14 protein-coding genes are annotated in these 16,324 nt (G+C 62.8%); 3 read left to right on the top strand and 11 right to left on the bottom strand.

The genetic code is table 11. The annotated features are described in order from the left end of the window. Nucleotides 1-61: 61 nt before the first annotated feature. On the bottom strand, nt 62-1,264 hold the full coding sequence (locus tag HNO52_RS16115; protein ID WP_197566255.1) for a urate hydroxylase PuuD: 1,203 nt from the start codon (nt 1,262-1,264) through the stop codon (nt 62-64). Nucleotides 1,265-1,331: 67 nt separating this feature from the next. Beyond that, the gene (gene uraH, locus HNO52_RS16120) at nt 1,332-1,685 is read right to left on the bottom strand and encodes a hydroxyisourate hydrolase (protein WP_197566256.1); all 354 of its coding nucleotides are present in this window, start codon (nt 1,683-1,685) and stop codon (nt 1,332-1,334) included. 191 nt (nt 1,686-1,876) lie between these two features. Here uraH and uraD point away from each other — a divergent pair, with 191 nt between their 5' ends. Further along, entirely contained in the window at nt 1,877-2,404 is a 528-nt protein-coding gene (uraD, locus tag HNO52_RS16125) for a 2-oxo-4-hydroxy-4-carboxy-5-ureidoimidazoline decarboxylase (RefSeq protein WP_197566257.1), read from the top strand. Between the two features lie 97 nt (nt 2,405-2,501). On the opposite strand, the gene HNO52_RS16130 is transcribed toward uraD, so the two are convergent. Beyond that, entirely contained in the window at nt 2,502-3,968 is a 1,467-nt protein-coding gene (locus HNO52_RS16130; RefSeq protein ID WP_197566258.1) for a uracil-xanthine permease family protein, read from the bottom strand. A gap of 320 nt (nt 3,969-4,288) precedes the next feature. On the opposite strand from HNO52_RS16130, the gene HNO52_RS16135 reads away from it, so the two are divergent. Then, the gene (locus tag HNO52_RS16135) at nt 4,289-4,900 is read left to right on the top strand and encodes a phosphoribosyltransferase (RefSeq protein ID WP_197566259.1); all 612 of its coding nucleotides are present in this window, start codon (nt 4,289-4,291) and stop codon (nt 4,898-4,900) included. Nucleotides 4,901-4,977: 77 nt separating this feature from the next. Here the strand turns inward: HNO52_RS16135 and HNO52_RS16140 are convergent, their stop codons facing one another. Both HNO52_RS16140 and HNO52_RS16145 read right to left on the bottom strand, forming a co-directional pair. Beyond that, nucleotides 4,978-5,331 carry a phasin family protein gene (locus HNO52_RS16140; protein ID WP_197566260.1) on the bottom strand — a complete coding sequence of 118 codons (354 nt, stop codon included), beginning with the start codon at nt 5,329-5,331 and terminating at the stop codon, nt 4,978-4,980. 141 nt (nt 5,332-5,472) lie between these two features. Next, nucleotides 5,473-6,180, bottom strand: coding sequence for a glutathione S-transferase N-terminal domain-containing protein (locus tag HNO52_RS16145; RefSeq protein WP_197566261.1), 708 nt, complete (start codon nt 6,178-6,180; stop codon nt 5,473-5,475). A gap of 356 nt (nt 6,181-6,536) precedes the next feature. Here HNO52_RS16145 and HNO52_RS16150 point away from each other — a divergent pair, with 356 nt between their 5' ends. Next, nucleotides 6,537-8,240, top strand: coding sequence for an L-lactate permease (locus tag HNO52_RS16150; protein ID WP_197566262.1), 1,704 nt, complete (start codon nt 6,537-6,539; stop codon nt 8,238-8,240). A 66-nt stretch (nt 8,241-8,306) separates the two neighbouring features. On the opposite strand, the gene HNO52_RS16155 is transcribed toward HNO52_RS16150, so the two are convergent. From HNO52_RS16155 to HNO52_RS16180, 6 genes are all read right to left on the bottom strand, one after another. After that, nucleotides 8,307-8,831, bottom strand: a complete 525-nt coding sequence (locus HNO52_RS16155; protein WP_197566263.1) for a gamma carbonic anhydrase family protein — start codon at nt 8,829-8,831, stop codon at nt 8,307-8,309. 22 nt (nt 8,832-8,853) lie between these two features. Continuing rightward, complete coding sequence (gene ltaE, locus HNO52_RS16160) at nt 8,854-9,888, bottom strand: low-specificity L-threonine aldolase (RefSeq protein ID WP_197566264.1); 1,035 nt, start codon at nt 9,886-9,888, stop codon at nt 8,854-8,856. A gap of 95 nt (nt 9,889-9,983) precedes the next feature. Further along, nucleotides 9,984-12,980 carry an FAD-binding and (Fe-S)-binding domain-containing protein gene (locus tag HNO52_RS16165; RefSeq protein WP_197566265.1) on the bottom strand — a complete coding sequence of 999 codons (2,997 nt, stop codon included), beginning with the start codon at nt 12,978-12,980 and terminating at the stop codon, nt 9,984-9,986. Between the two features lie 35 nt (nt 12,981-13,015). Next, nucleotides 13,016-14,224, bottom strand: a complete 1,209-nt coding sequence (locus HNO52_RS16170; protein WP_197566266.1) for a pyridoxal-phosphate-dependent aminotransferase family protein — start codon at nt 14,222-14,224, stop codon at nt 13,016-13,018. A gap of 64 nt (nt 14,225-14,288) precedes the next feature. After that, nucleotides 14,289-15,476 carry a CaiB/BaiF CoA transferase family protein gene (locus HNO52_RS16175; protein WP_197566267.1) on the bottom strand — a complete coding sequence of 396 codons (1,188 nt, stop codon included), beginning with the start codon at nt 15,474-15,476 and terminating at the stop codon, nt 14,289-14,291. Between the two features lie 51 nt (nt 15,477-15,527). Continuing rightward, nucleotides 15,528-16,310 (bottom strand): enoyl-CoA hydratase, encoded by a 783-nt coding sequence (locus tag HNO52_RS16180; protein WP_197566268.1) that lies wholly within the window; start codon nt 16,308-16,310, stop codon nt 15,528-15,530. Nucleotides 16,311-16,324: the final 14 nt, after the last annotated feature.

Consider the following 16,324-nt stretch of genomic DNA (forward strand, 5'->3'; position numbering starts at 1 on the left):
ACCAAATGCCCCCAGCACCGCTGACAAGCGGGCTGGGGACAAGCGGGCCCACGAATTCGATTTACTCCGACCAGGCAGCGATCGCAGCGCGCTCCTCGTCGGTCATGCCGGTCATGTTGCCCAGCGGCATGTACTTGCTGGCCACCACTTCCTGGATCTTCTCGCGGTGCCCTTCGATCTGTGCCGTGGTGTCGTAGATGATCCCCGCCGGGGCCGAACCAAAGCCCGCCTGGGTCGGGTTGGCCGAGTGACAGGCAACGCATCGTGACTCGATGATGGCCTCGACCTCGGCCAGGCTCGTAACTGCCTCCCCGTCGGCACCATTCGAAGCCCCAGTTCCCGGCATGCCGACCCAGAAGGCAACGGCGATCAGCGCCACACCGGCTATCGGGTAGGCGGGCTGGATCTTGCCGGCATGCATCAGCACGAAGAATTGGCGAATCAGCGCCCCGGCGAAGATGAACAGCGCCATCAGCACCCAGGCATACTCATGGCTGTACACGAAGGAGTAGTGGTTGCTGATCATCAGCAGCACGACCGGCAGGGTGAAGTAGGTGTTGTGCACCGAACGCTGCTTGCCGCGCTTGCCGTCAAGCGGATTGGGCGTTTCGCCCGCCTTCATAGCCTTCACCATGCGCCGTTGGCCGGGGATGATCCAGAAGAACACGTTGGCCGACATGGCGGTGGCCATGACGGCACCGGTGAGCAGAAAGGCGGCACGCCCCGAGAACAGGTGTACGCTGAGATAGGAGACCACGACCATCAATACGGCCACGGCCAGGCTCAGGATCCCGTCGCGATCCATGTTGGGGCTGATGCGCTTGCACAGCTCGTTATAGACCACCCAGCCGCCGAGCAGGAACGCCAGCGCCAGCAGATTGGCCTGCCAGCCACTCAGACCGGCGGCCCACGCCCAGTCGCTGTTGGGGTTGACCAGGTAGAAGCCCGGATTGGCCATGTACAGCAGGACGAACAGGGCGAAACCGGAAAGCCAGGTGGTGTAGGCCTTCCAGAACGACCAGTGCAGGTCTTCCGGCAGCTTGTCGGGCGCCGTGGCATACTTCTGATTGTGGTAGAAGCCGCCGCCGTGTACGGCCCACATCTCGCCGAATACACCCTTGTCACGATCCTCGGCCGCCTTGGGCTTGCGCAGTCCGTTATCCAGCATCACGAAGTAGATCGACTCGCCGATCCAGGCGATGGCCGCGATGACGTGCAGCCAGCGCAGCATGAAGTTGACGAAATCCAGGAGGTAAGCTTGCATCAGGTGGTCTCAGCTTAGTTGTTGTTGACGCCGCATCGCGGAGCGCAGCCTCTCATCCAACACTTCCCTAGCTGCCGCGGTAGGTGGAGTACCCATAGGGCGACAACAGCAGCGGCACATGGTAATGCTGCGAGTCGTCGGCCACGCCGAAGCGCAGCGGAATCACGTCGAGGAAGCGCGGCTCATCCGCCTGTATGCCCTGCCGACGCAGGTAGTCACCGGCGTGAAAGACCAGCTCGTATTCGCCCGAGGTGAAGTCATCCCCCTCCAGGATGGGGCCGTCGCAGCGACCGTCGTCGTTTGTCGTCACCGTCTTGAGTGGCACCCGCCTGTCGCCCTCGAGGCGCAAAACCTCGATGCGGATACCTTCGCCGGGGCTGCCCTGGGCGGTATCCAAAACATGTGTCGTCAGTCGTCCCATTGTGTCTGTCTCCCCGTTGTTGGCCGGGGCTGGCTGGCCCCGGGAATTCAATGTTGCGCGAGTCTGCCGCTTCGGCAACCACTGAAGACAGTTTTAGCTCTTCCGATAGTACATTTCAAAGATTTTTTGTATACACTTTCTTGGTGATACGCTACGAGCACCGCCTTGCAGCACTGAATAAGGAGAACAGGATGAACGACAAGATACTGGCGCCCCGCCCCAGTAAGCTCGACCGCGATGAATTCGTGGCAAACTTCGGCGACATCTTCGAGCATTCACCTTGGGTGGCCGAACTGACCTGGGAGCACGGCCTGACTGACACGCACGACACGCCGGCCGGCCTCGCCGATGCCATGGGCCAGACGCTGCGCAGCGCCACGCCGGAACGCCAGCTCGAGGTGATTCGCGCCCACCCCGACCTGGCCGGCAAAGCCGCCATCGCCGGCGAACTGACCGACGACTCCACCCGCGAACAGGCCGGCGCCGGGCTAGACCAGTGCACGCCGGAAGAGATGGCCCGCTTCGAGCGCCTCAACGGGGCCTACAAGGAGAAGTTCGGCTTTCCTTTCGTCATGGCCGTGAAGGGTAGCGACCGGCACGCCATTCTCGCCGCCTTTGACACGCGCCTGGAAAACTCCCCTGAAGAGGAGCGTCGCACCGCCATCGAGCAGATCAACCGCATCGCTCGCTTCCGCCTGGAAGCGCGCGCCGAGGGTTAGTCTGAGCCAAGACGCCACGACCCGCGGCGCTCACTCCGCTGCGGGTCGCTTTGCTTCGCGATCTTGGTCAGCTGTACCGACGCATGCGAGTTCGGACTCAGCCGCTTCGGGCATTGTTGGGCGCCGCTTGAGCTCCACCAGGGCCAGCGCGCTTATGCCGCTCTCGCCCTAACTCGTCAAGTGCGGGAGTGGCACCAGCCTCGGTATCGCCGGCATCCGCACGCGCCATTGCCTCGCGCTCGCGGGCTTCGTCGGCCAGAGTGGTATTCGGCAGCAGCAGGTTGAGCACGAAGGCGGTGATGGCGGCCACCACGATGGGCGCCCCGCCGACCAGGTTCTGCAGCCATTCCGGGAAACGCTCGATCGCCGCCGGCACCTCGGCGATACCCAGGCTGAGCGCCAACGCCAGGCCCACGATGGTCATGTTGCGGGCGGAGAGCTCGTCCTTGATTAGCAGCTTGATGCCGGTCATGGTGATCATGCCGAACACGGTGATGGTGGCCCCGCCGAGCACCGGATAGGGGATGGTGGTCATGATCGCGCCGAACTTGGGACTGAACCCCGCCAGCAGCATGAAGCCGCCGGCCAGCGCCAGCACGAAGCGGCTGATTACCTTGGTCATGGCCACGATGCCGACGTTCTGGCTGAACGTGGAGGTGGGCAAGGCGCCGAAGAAGGCGCTAATTGTCGTCGTCAGGCCGTTCCCCAGCAGGCCACCGGTCAACTCCGGCGTCCTCAGCTCACGATTCATGCCGCCCACGGTGGTCGCCGATAGGTCGCCGATGGTCTGCACCGAGTTGATCACACAGATCACCACCATGGCGGCGATTGCCGAGGCATGGAACTCCATGGCGAAGGGCATGACTTGGGGCACCGCCACCCAACTGGCCTGAGCTACCGAAGCAAAATCGACCATCCCCAGCGACAGCGACAGCGCGTAGCCGACGAGAATGCCGACGATGATGGCCGAGAGCTTGATGACCCCCTTGCCGAACTGTGAGGCGACAAGCACGGTGGCCAACGTCACCAACCCCACGATCCAGTTCTGCGGGTCGCCGAAACCGGGGGCGCTGGCGTTGCCACTGCCGGCCATGTAACGCACCGCGATGTCGTAGAGTGACAGACCAATGACCAGCACCACCGTACCCGCCACCACCGGCGGAAAGAGGTGGCGAACATACTGGATGAAGTAGCCCACCACCATCATGGTAATTCCGCCGATCAGCTGGGCACCGAGAATCCCCTCGATGCCATATTGTGCCCCCACGGCGATCAACGTCGGCACGTAGGCAAATCCCACACCGAAAATCGCCGGCAGCCTTGCGCCGAATTTCCATACCCCATAAAGGTGGAACAGCGTACAGACTCCCGAGGCCAGCACGGCGATCTGTATCAGTAAAAGCTTCTCTTCCGGCGTGGCGCCCACAACGCCTGCGATGATGATCGGCGGCGTGATGACGCCAGCGATCATGGCCAGGACATGCTGTAGCGACAAGGGCAATGCCTTGGCCAGCGAAGGCCGGCCTTGGAAGTCGAAAATCGAAGTGTTCTGAATCTTTCGCATGGATCCATCCAGTCGTTGTTGTGTTTCTGCATACGGAAAGCCAACCACCGCTGATTGTTCGAATTGCGGCCAAGAAGTTTCCGGATACACGCCAAGCCTGACAGCTCACGCTGCGACTCGTTATCTTGTCCAATCGGTCAATAAATGTATTCCAAACTACCTACCTCAAGGCGACAGTATCTTAATTTATTGTATACAGAAATTCTTTCCACCCCTTTTCTTGCCCGCCTTCTGTCTAAGCGTCTGGCACCGCCTCTCTCGTGAGAAAGGCCCAGCTACACTGGAGAGAAATCCTTGAGGCTGAGGAGAAGGAGAGCAACATGTTTCGTGATCGACTGGACGCGGCCGAACAGCTGGCACTACGCCTGGAACACTTGAAGGGCACCTACCCGCTGGTACTGGCGATACCCCGCGGTGGGGTGCCCATGGGACGCTACCTGGCCGATGCCCTCGAGGGGGAACTCGATGTGGTGCTGGTGCGCAAGATACGCGCCCCGGGGAGCCCCGAGTTCGCCATCGGTGCGATCAGCGAGGATGGCACCATGAAGCTGGACGCGGCAGCCTCACAATTCTCTCAGGAGGCGGTGGAACGCGAAGCGGAGCAGCAGCGCAAGCTGCTCGAGGAGCGACGCCAACGCTATAGCCCGGTCCGCCCACCGATTCCGCCCGAGGGCCGTGTGGTGGTGATCGTCGACGACGGCAGCGCCACCGGCGCCACCATGGAAGCTGCGCTGAAAACCCTGAAGGGGCGGACTGACCGACTGATCGCTGCACTCGGCGTGGCCTCCCCCAGCGCCGTCGCCCGCCTGGAGGCGATTGCCGACGAGGTCGTCTGCCTGGATGCGCCCCAGCGATTCATGGCGGTCGGGCAGTTCTACGCCGATTTCGGTCAGGTCGAGGAAGAGGAAGTGATGGAGCTGCTCGAAGAGTGAACACCTGTTCATCAAGCAAGAGAAAAGGCCGCTACCCTTGCGGGTAGCGGCCTTAGGCGCTGAGCGCTGGCTGCGACTTACTTGGTCGCGGCGCTGGCTGCCTTGACGTTCTGCTCGGCCAGTTGCTGGCCCTTCTGCAGGAACTCCTGGCTCAAGTCGACCACTTTCTTGGTGTCGCCCTGCAGGCGCTCGCCCAGTTCCTTGGCGGCCTTTTGCTGGGTCTCGAAGACCTGCTTGAGGCCCTCGGAGTCCTTGACATCGGTCCAGGCACGGGCCTGGGCCAGGCTCAGGTCGGAGTAGCTACGGAAGGCTTCCATCTGAGCCGACAGCAGCTTCTCGTAATATTCCAGGGTCAGCGAGCCATAGGCACGCGCCGGGCCAAAGAACAGAGTTTCGAACTGCTGGGTAGTCTTTTCTTGAGTCTTGCTCATGAGACACCTCCATCGTTGCGTTGCCAAGGCAGGAAGGAGCCTTGTTGCAATGCAACATAGCAGTTCGACTTGTGCGTTGCAATAATTTTTGTGCGTTGCAGCATGCGGGGTCAATAGGACGAACAAACTGGCTCAAGAGCGTCAGCGATAGGCGCCTTCGATATCCGTTATGCGCATTGCTCTGCGTCCGAGCCCACCATGCAGATCCAGCATGCGCTCTATCCAGCCGTAGACCGGGTCGGCATTCGATACCAGGTCGGCGGTGGAGACTACCCTCGCCCACATGAACGTTCCGAACAGCAGATAGTCGGCGGCGGCAGGCGACTCACCGTCAACGTAATCGGCTTCCTTCAAGCACCCCCGCAACGGCTCGAGCGCTGCATCCAGTTGCGCCAGCCCCTTGGCCGGGGAGTGGAATTCCTCGAGCGTTCTGCCGAAGCGCTTCTCGCGGGTCTCGCGGAAGTAGTCGCGATCCTTGGGATCGATGGCGTTGAGCAGGTCCATTATGATGGTGCGCATCATGGCCGGCGCCAGGGCGCGCTCGGCGTAGTGCTTGAAGAAGCGAGCTCGAGCCTCGGCCATACCATCTCCCAGCAGCGGAGCTTCGGGATAGGTGCGATCTAGATAACGCAGGATCGCATAGCTGTCGGTGATCGTGTCGTCGCCGTCGACCAGCACCGGCACCTTGTCGTAGTCGGCGAAGGCGAGCGCTTCCTTGTTGGTGAAGTGCCAAGCGCGTGTCTCGGCATCGAGCCCCTTGTGGGCCAGCGCGTAGCGTACGCGCCAGCAGTAGGGAGAGAAGCGCAATCCTTCGTCGATGCCGCAGAGATCAAAGAGAACCCTTGCCATGACGCCTCCTGGCGAAATCGTTAGTCGTAGATGGATAGTGCCAGCCTTGCCGGCAGGATGCCAACCAGGCTGTGGCTGGCGACGCCGTGGCCGTCAGCCTGTCCATTAGTCTAACAACGAATGTACCCCCAGCACCGGAAAGCCCCTTTTAATGAAAGGCAATTTTTTGAATTCCAACAAGAAATGTAAAAACGTACGACCGACACCCCTTAGTCAATATTGGTAATACCAATTATCCAAGATGGCAACTTGCGATTGCACTTCGTATCGTTGCTTCCCGCCGGCCGCACGCGCCAAGTTGCGCCGCCGCGAAAGTCGCGTTGGTGTACTCAACAAGGAGAATCGAGGAAACGTCCATGTCGGATACGACCCTAGCTCTACTCGCCTTCACGCCGCTGATACTGGCCGGCGTACTGCTTATCGGCTTTCGCATGGCCGCTCGCACCGCCATGCCGATCGTCTTCGTGGTAACCGCCCTGATCGGGCTGCTCGCCTGGGAGATGAGTGTCAATCGGGTGCTCGCCTCTACGCTCCAGGGCCTTATCCTGACCGTCTCGATCCTGTGGATCATCTTCGGCGCGATCTTGCTGTTGAATACCCTGAAGCACTCCGGCGGTATCGCGGCTATCCGCAACGGATTCTCCGGCATCAGCCCCGACCGCCGGGTGCAGGCGCTCATCGTAGCCTGGCTGTTCGGCTGTTTCATCGAGGGTGCCTCGGGCTTCGGCACGCCCGCCGCCGTGGCTGCACCGCTGTTGGTCGCGCTCGGCTTTCCCGCTCTCTCCGCCGTGGTGGTGGGCATGATGATCCAATCCACGCCGGTCTCCTTCGGTGCCGTGGGCACGCCGATCGTGGTCGGCGTCTCCGGGGGCGTCAACATGAACGCCATCACCGAGCAGCTCGAGGCCGGCGGCTACACCTGGCTCGAATACTTCCGCCTGATCGCCGCCGAAGTCGCCATCGTGCACGGCATCGTCGGCATCCTGATGCCGCTGATCATGGTGGTGATCATGGTGCGCTTCTTCGGCGCCAACCGCTCCTGGAAGGAAGGGCTCTCCATTGCGCCGTTCGCACTGTTCACCGGCGTAGCCTTCGTGGTGCCCTATGCCCTGGCGGGCGTGCTGCTGGGGCCGGAGTTCCCGTCGATGATCGGCGCCATGGTCGGCCTGGCCATCGTCGTGCCCGCGGCACGCCGCGGCTTTCTGCTGCCCAAGGATACCTGGGACTTCCCCGAGCGTAGCGCCTGGCCGGCCGGCTGGATCGGCAAGATCGAGATCAACATCGACGACATCGCCGGCAAGACCCCGCTCTCCACCTGGATGGGCTGGCTGCCCTACGTGCTGCTGGCACTGTTCCTGGTGGCGTCGCGCGTCATCGACCCGCTGCGCGAGGCGCTCACCGGCTTCGCCTTTGGCTGGAGTAACATCCTCGGCGAAGCCGGCGTCTCCGGTAGCATCGCCCCGCTATACCTGCCGGGGGGCATCCTGCTGATGGTGGTACTGGTCACCGCCGTGCTGCATCGCATGCGAATCGGCGAACTCCAGGCGGCCTTCGGCGAATCCTCACGCACGCTGCTCGGCGCCGGTTTCGTGCTCATCTTCACCATCCCCATGGTGCGGATACTGATCAACTCCGGGGTCAACGCCGCCGACCTGGTGTCGATGCCGGTGGCTATGGCTCAGTTCGTGGCCGACAGCGTGGGTGGCGTCTATCCCTTCTTCGCACCGGCAGTCGGTGCGCTGGGAGCCTTCATCGCCGGCTCGAACACCGTATCGAACCTGATGCTGTCCGAGTTCCAGTTCAATGTCGCCGGTGCGCTGGGCGTCTCCACCGCCATGATGGTGGCGCTACAGGCCGTCGGCGCCGCCGCGGGCAACATGATCGCCATCCACAACGTGGTCGCGGCCTCGGCCACCGTGGGCCTGCTCGGCCGCGAGGGCGAAACCATCCGCAAGACCATCCTGCCGACGCTCTACTATCTGATCTTCACCGGCCTGATCGGCCTGATCGCCTTCTATGTCCTCGGCGTAACCGACCCGCTGATGCAAGTCGGCGGCTGACAAGTCCAACACAAGCACGAGCCCCGCGTCCTCATGGACGCGGGGCTTTTTCGTATTCTACCAAGCTCAACCGATGCGCTCGAGCTCGCTTGCATGCCGTCTGCCTCGCTCGACATAGCCCGCCGCATTCCTGGCCATCCCCTCGATCACGTCGGGTGAAAGCTCGCGAATGACCTTTGCCGGGGCGCCGACAATCAGCGAATTCGGTGGAAACTCGGCCCCCTCCTTGACCACGGCGCCCGCCGCCACCAGGCAGTTCTCGCCGATCACGGCACCATTAAGAATCACCGCCTGTATACCGACCAGGCTACCGTTGCCGATGGTGCAGCCGTGCAGCATCGCCTGGTGACCTACGGTCACGCCCTTGCCCACCTTGAGCGGAAACCCGGGATCAGCATGCAGCACGGCCCCGTCCTGGATATTGCTCTCTTCGTCCACTTCGAGGTGGTCGGTATCGCCGCGAAGCACCGCCTGGTACCAGACACTGGCGCCACGCTTGAGCGTTACCTGCCCGATCACGTCGGCGGTTTCCGCCACATATACGTCGGCGTGAATCTCGGGGCAGTGTTCTGCATACCGGTAGATCGCCATGACAAGCTCCTCCGCTGGGATATCAGATCGCCGAGACCGGAAGCTCGCTTCCGGCACCGGCAAAGTAGCCGCCCACCTCCGCCACCACCCGCTGGATGTCCTCCTCACTTACGTCCAGGTGGGTCACCAGGCGGGTCACCGGCCCCACCGCGAGCATGATGCTGCGGGCCTCGAGGTGAGCCTGCAGGGCACGGCAGTGTGCCTCGGGAAACGCGACGAATACCATGTTGGTATCGCAGGCACGGATTTCCACTCCCGGCACGGCCTGCAACCCCTCGGCCAGGCGCCGTGCGTTGTCATGGTCCTCGGCCAGACGCTCGACGTGATGTTCCAGGGCATGTTGGCAGGCCGCGGCCAGGACCCCCGCCTGGCGCATGCCGCCGCCCAGCGTCTTGCGCCACCGCCGAGCCCGGGCGATGAAATCGGCGTCTCCCAGCAGCAACGAGCCCACCGGCGCCCCGAGCCCCTTGGAGAAGCACAACGATACGGAATCGAAGCCGCGGCACAACTCGGCGAGGGACTGCCCCGAGGCCACGCCGGCATTGAACAGCCGCGCCCCGTCCAGATGGGTGGAAAGCCCCTGACTGTGGGCCTGGTCCGTTGCCGCCGTCAGGTAGGCCTGTGACAGCACCTTGCCACGAAAGGTATTCTCCAGCGCCAGCAGGCGGGTGCGGGCATGATGAATGTCATCCCCCTTCACCGCGGCGTGTAGCGCACCTAGGTCCAGGCTGCCATCGTCCTCATGGGGCAGGGCCTGGGCCGTAATGCCGCCCAGGGCCGCGGCTCCTCCGCCTTCGTCTCGGTAAAGGTGAGAGAGCTGCCCGGCGATTACCTCTTCGCCTCGCTGGCAGTGGGTCAGCAGTGCGCAGAGATTGCTTTGCGTGCCCGAGGGGAACAACAGTGCGGCGGCCTTGCCAGCCTGCTCGGCGGTGCCCTGCTCGAAGGCGTTGACCGTAGGGTCGTCTCCCCATACGTCATCCCCCACCTCGGCATGGGCGATGACCTCGCGCATGGCCGGTGTGGGTCGGGTCACGGTGTCACTGCGTAGATCGATCATGAAGGGCCTCGCCTCTGTGTCTCTGTGCCGAGCACGGCAAAGGGCGACGGCTGCCGCCCCGGCTCGCTCACGCCATGATGAGGGCTTGTCGGCGCTCAAGCCAGCGCCTGCTCGAGCAAACGGGCCACATGCATCGCCTCGCGGCCGCTGCCGTCGCGGATTTGGTGACGGCAGCTGGTTCCATCGGCCACCAGTACGGCATCGTCGCCGGCCTCACGGATCGTCGGCAGGAGCGACAGTTCCGCCATCTTTTGCGAGGCGTCGTAGTGTTCTGCCTCGTAGCCGAAGCTGCCCGCCATGCCGCAGCATGAGGACTCGATCGTCACTACCTCGAGTTCCGGTATCCATGCGAGCACCCGCTCGACCGGCCGCAAGGCATCGAAGGCCTTCTGGTGGCAGTGGCCATGCAGCAATGCCCTTGCGTGACCGACCGGCTTGAGTTCTAGTGGCAACTCACCGGCGTCATGTGCCTTCACCAGGAACTCTTCGAACAGTAGGGCCGACTCGGCAAGCCGTTGTGCCGCCTCCCCGAAGCCGTACTGCAGGAACTCGTCGCGCAAGCTCAGCAGGCACGACGGCTCGAGCCCGACGATCGATACGCCGCGCTCGACGAAAGGCATCAGATGATCGAGGGAGCGCCTCGCCTCGGCCTTGGCCTTGTCGAACTGGCCGGAGGAGAGGTAGGTGCGACCACAGCACAGGGGACGTTCGCCCGGCTTGACGTTGAGATGCACCTGATAGCCGGCCCTCTCCAGCACTCGCTTGGCGGCACGGGCGTTTTCGCTCTCCATGTAGTTGTTGAAGGTGTCGACGAACAACAGCACCTCGCGGGACGCCTGTGCCGCTTGTCCCTGGTGTTCGGCAAGGAAGTTGCCGCGAAATTTGGGGAAGTCACGCTGCTCTGCCAGGCCCAGCGCCTGTTTGACTCGTCGCGAGAAGAATGGCATCCGCTCGGCAGCGCTCAGCAAGCCCGAGAATCGGCTCGCCCAGGGGGCGTAGCGCGGCATCTCGCCGACCAGGCGGTCACGCAGCGAGAGCCCCTTGGCCTTGGCCCGGGCGGTGCGCGCCTCGATCTTGAACTTGGCCATATCGACGCCCGTGGGGCAGTCGCGCTTGCATCCCTTGCACGACACGCACAGATCGAGCGCTTCCTTGACGTCATCGCTGGCCAGCCCTTCGCCGTCGAGTTGACCGGACAATGCCAGGCGCAGGGTGTTGGCGCGTCCACGGGTCAGGTGTTGCTCATCACGAGTGATACGGTAACTGGGGCACATGGTGCCGGCGTCGAACTTGCGGCAGTGGCCGTTGTTGTTGCACATCTCGACCGCCATGGCCAGGCCGTGGGTGACATCGCCGCCGGTACCGGGCGCGCTCTGCTCGCCGGTCAGCGGGTCGCGCTTGACGTCCCACGGCGACCAGTCGAACACCGGGCTCAGCGGGATCCTGCGATAGTCGCTCGAAAAGCGGAAGTATCGCTCCTCATCCATCTTGGGGGTATCGACGATCTTGCCCGGATTGAGAAGGTTGTCGGGGTCGAAGCGCCGTTTCACCTCCTTGAAGGCGTCGTTGAGAGTGCTGCCGAACTGCCAGGCCACCCACTCGCCGCGACACAGGCCGTCGCCGTGCTCACCGGAGTAGGCCCCCTTGTATTCACGAACCAGTGCCGAGGCCTGCTCGGCAATCTCGCGCATCTTCTCGGCGCCACCGCGGCGCATGTCGAGTATCGGCCGCACATGCAGGGTGCCGACACTGGCATGGGCGTACCAGGTGCCCTCGGTACCATGACGATGAAAAACCTCGGTCAGCTTGTCGGTGTATTCGGCCAGATGCTCGAGCGGCACCGCACAGTCCTCGATGAAGGAGACCGGCTTTCCGTCACCCTTCATGCTCATCATGATGTTGAGCCCCGCCTTGCGCACGTTCCATAGCGCTTTCTGCTCGGCCGGCTCCGGCATGTCGACCACGCATCCCGGCAACCCCAGCTCGGCCAGCAACTCATTGAGGCTGGCCAGCGAGGCCAGTTGGGCGTCGCAGTCGGCACCGGCGAATTCCACCAGCAGGATTGCCTCGGGCTTGCCGATCAATGCCTTTTCGATCACCGGACGAAACGAGGGGTTTTCCAGCGACAGCTCGATCATGGTGCGATCGACCAGCTCTACCGCGGAGGGATCGAGGGTGACGATGTGCTGGGTGACATCCATAGCCTGGTAGAAGGTCGGGAAATTCACCACGCCGAGCACCTTGTGCTCGGGAAGCGGCGAGAGCTTGAGCTTGATGCGGCGGCTGACCGCCAGGGTGCCCTCGGAACCCACCAACAGATGGGCCAGGTTTACGCGGCCCTCGGCATCGTAGGGCTTGGGGTTCTGGCAATGGAAGATATCAAGGTTGTAACCGCCCACCCGCCGCAACACCTTCGGAAAGTGCTCGCGGATATCCGGTGCCACGCCCACGGCAATCGCCTTGACGCCCTCCGCCAGCTCCCGCACCCGCCCCGTGGCAGGCAGCTCATCCACGAACCCGAAGCTTCCCTCGCTGCCGTCGGCCAGCCAGGCGTCGATGCCCAGGACGTTATGCACCATGTTGCCATAGCGGATCGAGCGCGACCCGCAGGAGTTGTTGCCGGCCATGCCGCCGAGGGTGCACTGAGCGCTGGTGGAGACATCCACCGGATACCAGAGCCCATGGGGTTTGAGCCACGCATTGAGGTGATCGAGCACGATGCCCGGCTCGACCACCACGGTGCGCGCCTCGGCGTCGAACTCGACGATCTGGTTGAGCCAACGGGAATTGTCGATCACAACCGCCTCGCCAACCGTCTGGCCGCACTGACTGGTACCGGCGCCTCGCGCCAGCACCGGCACCCGGGCGTCGCGTGCGATGTCCAGGGTCAACTTCAGATCGTGCTGGTCTCGGGGAATGACCACTCCGACGGGCATCACCTGGTAGATCGACGCATCGGTCGAGTAGCGACCCCGGGAGGCGTTGTCGAACAGCACTTCGCCTTGCAGCTCCCGGGAAAGCCGGGCGGCCAAGTCGGTGACCGGCTTGACCCGGGCATCCCGAGGCCGGGCGTTATCCTTCAGGGAAGTCATGCTTGCCTCCTAGCCGAGCTGATCAAAGCCGATGGTCAACGGGCGCGTTTCAGCGGATGGTTGGCGAAGTACTCGAGCGCGGCGCAGACGCCACTCTCCTTGAGCTCTACCCCGGCCAGTTTCATTCCCGCCTCGCAGCCGCCTAGCGTGGCGATCAGGGTCAGGTCGTTGCAGTCGCCCAGGTGGCCGATACGAAACATCTTGCCCTTGGCCTTGCCCAGCCCCATGCCCAGCGACAGGTCAAAGCGCTCGTAGATGATCTTGCGGATTTCGTCGGCATCGACACCTTCGGGCACCACTACCCCGGTCAGCACAGGCGAGTAGACCGTCGGATCCTGGCATTGAATCTCCAGCCCCCAGGCCTCGACCGCCGTGCGCACACCGGCGGCCCAGCGCTGGTGGCGCGCGAGTACGTTGTCCAGACCCTCCTCGAGCAGCATATCCAGCGATTCGTTGAGACCGTAGAGGAGGTTTGTGCTGGGGGTATAGGGCCAGTAGCCATTCTTGTTGGCCTCGAGGATTTCGTCCCAGGCCCAGAAGCTCTTCGGCATGCGATTGTGGCAACTGGCCTCGATGGCTTTATCGGAAACGGCGTTGAAGCTGATGCCCGGGGGCAGCATCAGGCCCTTCTGGGAACCCGAGATGGTCACGTCCACACCCCATTCGTCATGCCGATAGTCGGCACTGGCCAGGCCCGAGATAGTGTCGACCAGCAGCAGCGCCGGGTGGTCAACGGCATCGATGGCACGACGCACCGCGGCGATGTCGCTGGTCACGCCGGTAGATGTCTCGTTGTGGACCACACAAACCGCCTTGATCTCATGCGCCGTATCTTTCTTCAGACGCGCCTCGATCATGTCGGCCTGGACCCCGTGACGCCAGCCCTCGTAGCCGGGCAAACCGAGGAATTCGGGTTCGAGCTGCAGGCGCTGCGCCATCTTGTGCCACAGCGATGCAAAGTGTCCTGTCTCGAACATCAACACCCGGTCGCCCGGCGACAGAGTGTTGGAGAGTGCGGCTTCCCAGGCTCCGGTGCCGGATGCCGGGTAGATGATCACCGGGTTCTGTGTCTTGAAAATCTGCTGAATCTTGCCGAGGATCTCACGCCCGAGCGCACCGAACTCCGGACCACGGTGATCGATAGTCGGCAGGCTCATGGCCCGCAGGATGCGGTCAGGTACCGGAGAGGGGCCGGGGATTTGCAGGAAGTGGCGACCGGATGGATGGAAATCGAGATTCAACATGCGTCTATCTCCGATAATTGTTTTGTATTTTTGATAATGAATTCATTTTCAGTCAGCATAAAAGTTATTTGATGCAGCCCTCCTCTCGCAGCGTCTCAAGTTGCTCCCTGGAAAGGCCGAGCCCCGCCAGCACCTCATCTGTATGCTGGCCGAACAGAGGCGCCGGGCTTCTGATCTGTGAAGGGGTACGAGAAAACTTGCTGGGAAAGCCGATGGTCTTCATCTTGCCGATCACCGGGTGTTGCATCTCCTGCACCATGCCTCGTGCCAGGTAGTGTTCGTCCTGCATCGCCTGGGCGAAGTCATTGATCGGACCGGCCGGCACCCCTGCCTTGTCGCAGAGGTCCAGCCAGTACTTCATATCCCGCTCGACCATGATCGCTTCCAGTACTGCTTCGAGTTCCTCGACATGCTGGCCACGGTCGTGGTTGGTCAGGAAGCGCGGCTCGGCCATCAGATCCTCACGCTCGAGCACATCTCGGCAGAAGCGCTCCCAGGTACGCTGATTGGCACAGCCCAGCATGATGTAGCCGTCGCTGGCCTTGACCGCCTGATAAGGGGCAGAGACACGATGCCGCCAGCCGGTGGGCTCGGGTACCCTGCCCTCGGCGAAATAGGCGGCCGCTTCCCAGGTGAACCAGGGCAGCCCGCATTCTGTGATGGCGATGTCGATATGCTGGCCTTCCCCAGTGGCCATACGATGGATGTACGCGGCCAGGATCGAGTAGACGGCCGTGATCCCCGCACCGATGTCATAGACGGCGATGCCGGTCTTCAGCGGCCGCCGACCCTTCTCCCCGGTCATCGACATCAAGCCGGTCATGCCCTGGGCTACCAGGTCGAAACCGCCGCGATGGCTGTAGGGGCCAGTCTGGCCGTAGCCGGAAATGGAACAGTAGACAATGCCCGGATTGATCGCCTTGATGGTGTCGTAGTCAATCGCAAGCGACCGGGTCACCCCGGTGCGATAGTTCTCGACGATGACGTCGGCGTCCTTGGCCAGGCGATAGAAGATATCCCGAGCCCGCTCGTCCTTCAGGTTCAGCGAGATACTCTTCTTGTTACGGTTGATCTGCGAAAAGCAGGTCGATTCGTCGTTGACGTAGGGGCCCATCTGGCGGCTGTCGTCGCCACCGTTGAGCTTCTCGACCTTGACCACTTCCGCCCCCATGTCGGCCAGCACCATGGTGCAGTAGGGGCCGGCCATGATCTGTGAGACGTCCAGTACCTTGAGTCCTTCCAGGGGAAGCATGGGCTTCACCTCGCTTTATGTGGTTCGCGTGGCTGGCGTGACGCGCGGAGGTCAGCGGCCGGTCCATTCGAAGGGTGTCTTGTGCAGAAACTTGTTCACAGCTGCCTTGAAGTCATCGCTCATGTAGCAGGTGGTGACCCAGTCGTCGCTGGCGTTCGCGGCGGCACGGCGCTCTTCCATTACCCGCCCCACCAGCGCCTTGCTGGCCTGGACGGTAAGCGGCGCGCGCCGACCGAATCCGGCGGCGATGGCGGTCACTTCGTCGACGATCGTCTCGGCAGAGAAGACGCCGTTGACCAACCCCGACTGCCGAGCCTCTTCGGCACCGAACAGCTTGGCCATCATCAGCGCCTCCTTGGTGCGGGCGACGCCGATCATGTCCACCATTCGCGAGACGTTGGTCATCGACAGGGTGTTGCCCAGCGTTCTGGCGATGGGTACGCCGAACTTCAACGACGGCGTGCAATAGCGGAAATCGCAGACCAGCGCCAAGGCTGCCCCACCGCCCACGCAGGCGCCTTCGATAAGGGCGATAGTGGGCTTGGCCAAGCGTTCCAGCTTGCCGACGACCCGGTCTATTCTCCGCTCATAGCCGACGGCGTCCTCGGGGGCATCGAAGTGGGCAAACTGAGATATATCGGTGCCGGCCACGAATGCCTCGCCGCCAACACCATGCAGCACCACGGCCTGGATGTCGTCATCCTCGCTCAGCCGGTCACAGCAGGCCTCGAGCGCGTCGTACATTTCCCAGGTCATGGCGTTGCGGCTCTCGGGCCGGTTGAAGCCGATCCAGGCGAGGTTGCCCTCGCGTCGAAAGATCAAGGCATCAGCCATCGCATTCTCCTCTC

Source organism: Halomonas sp. MCCC 1A13316, from assembly GCF_014931605.1.
In the GTDB taxonomy this organism is placed as follows: Bacteria; Pseudomonadota; Gammaproteobacteria; order Pseudomonadales; family Halomonadaceae; genus Halomonas.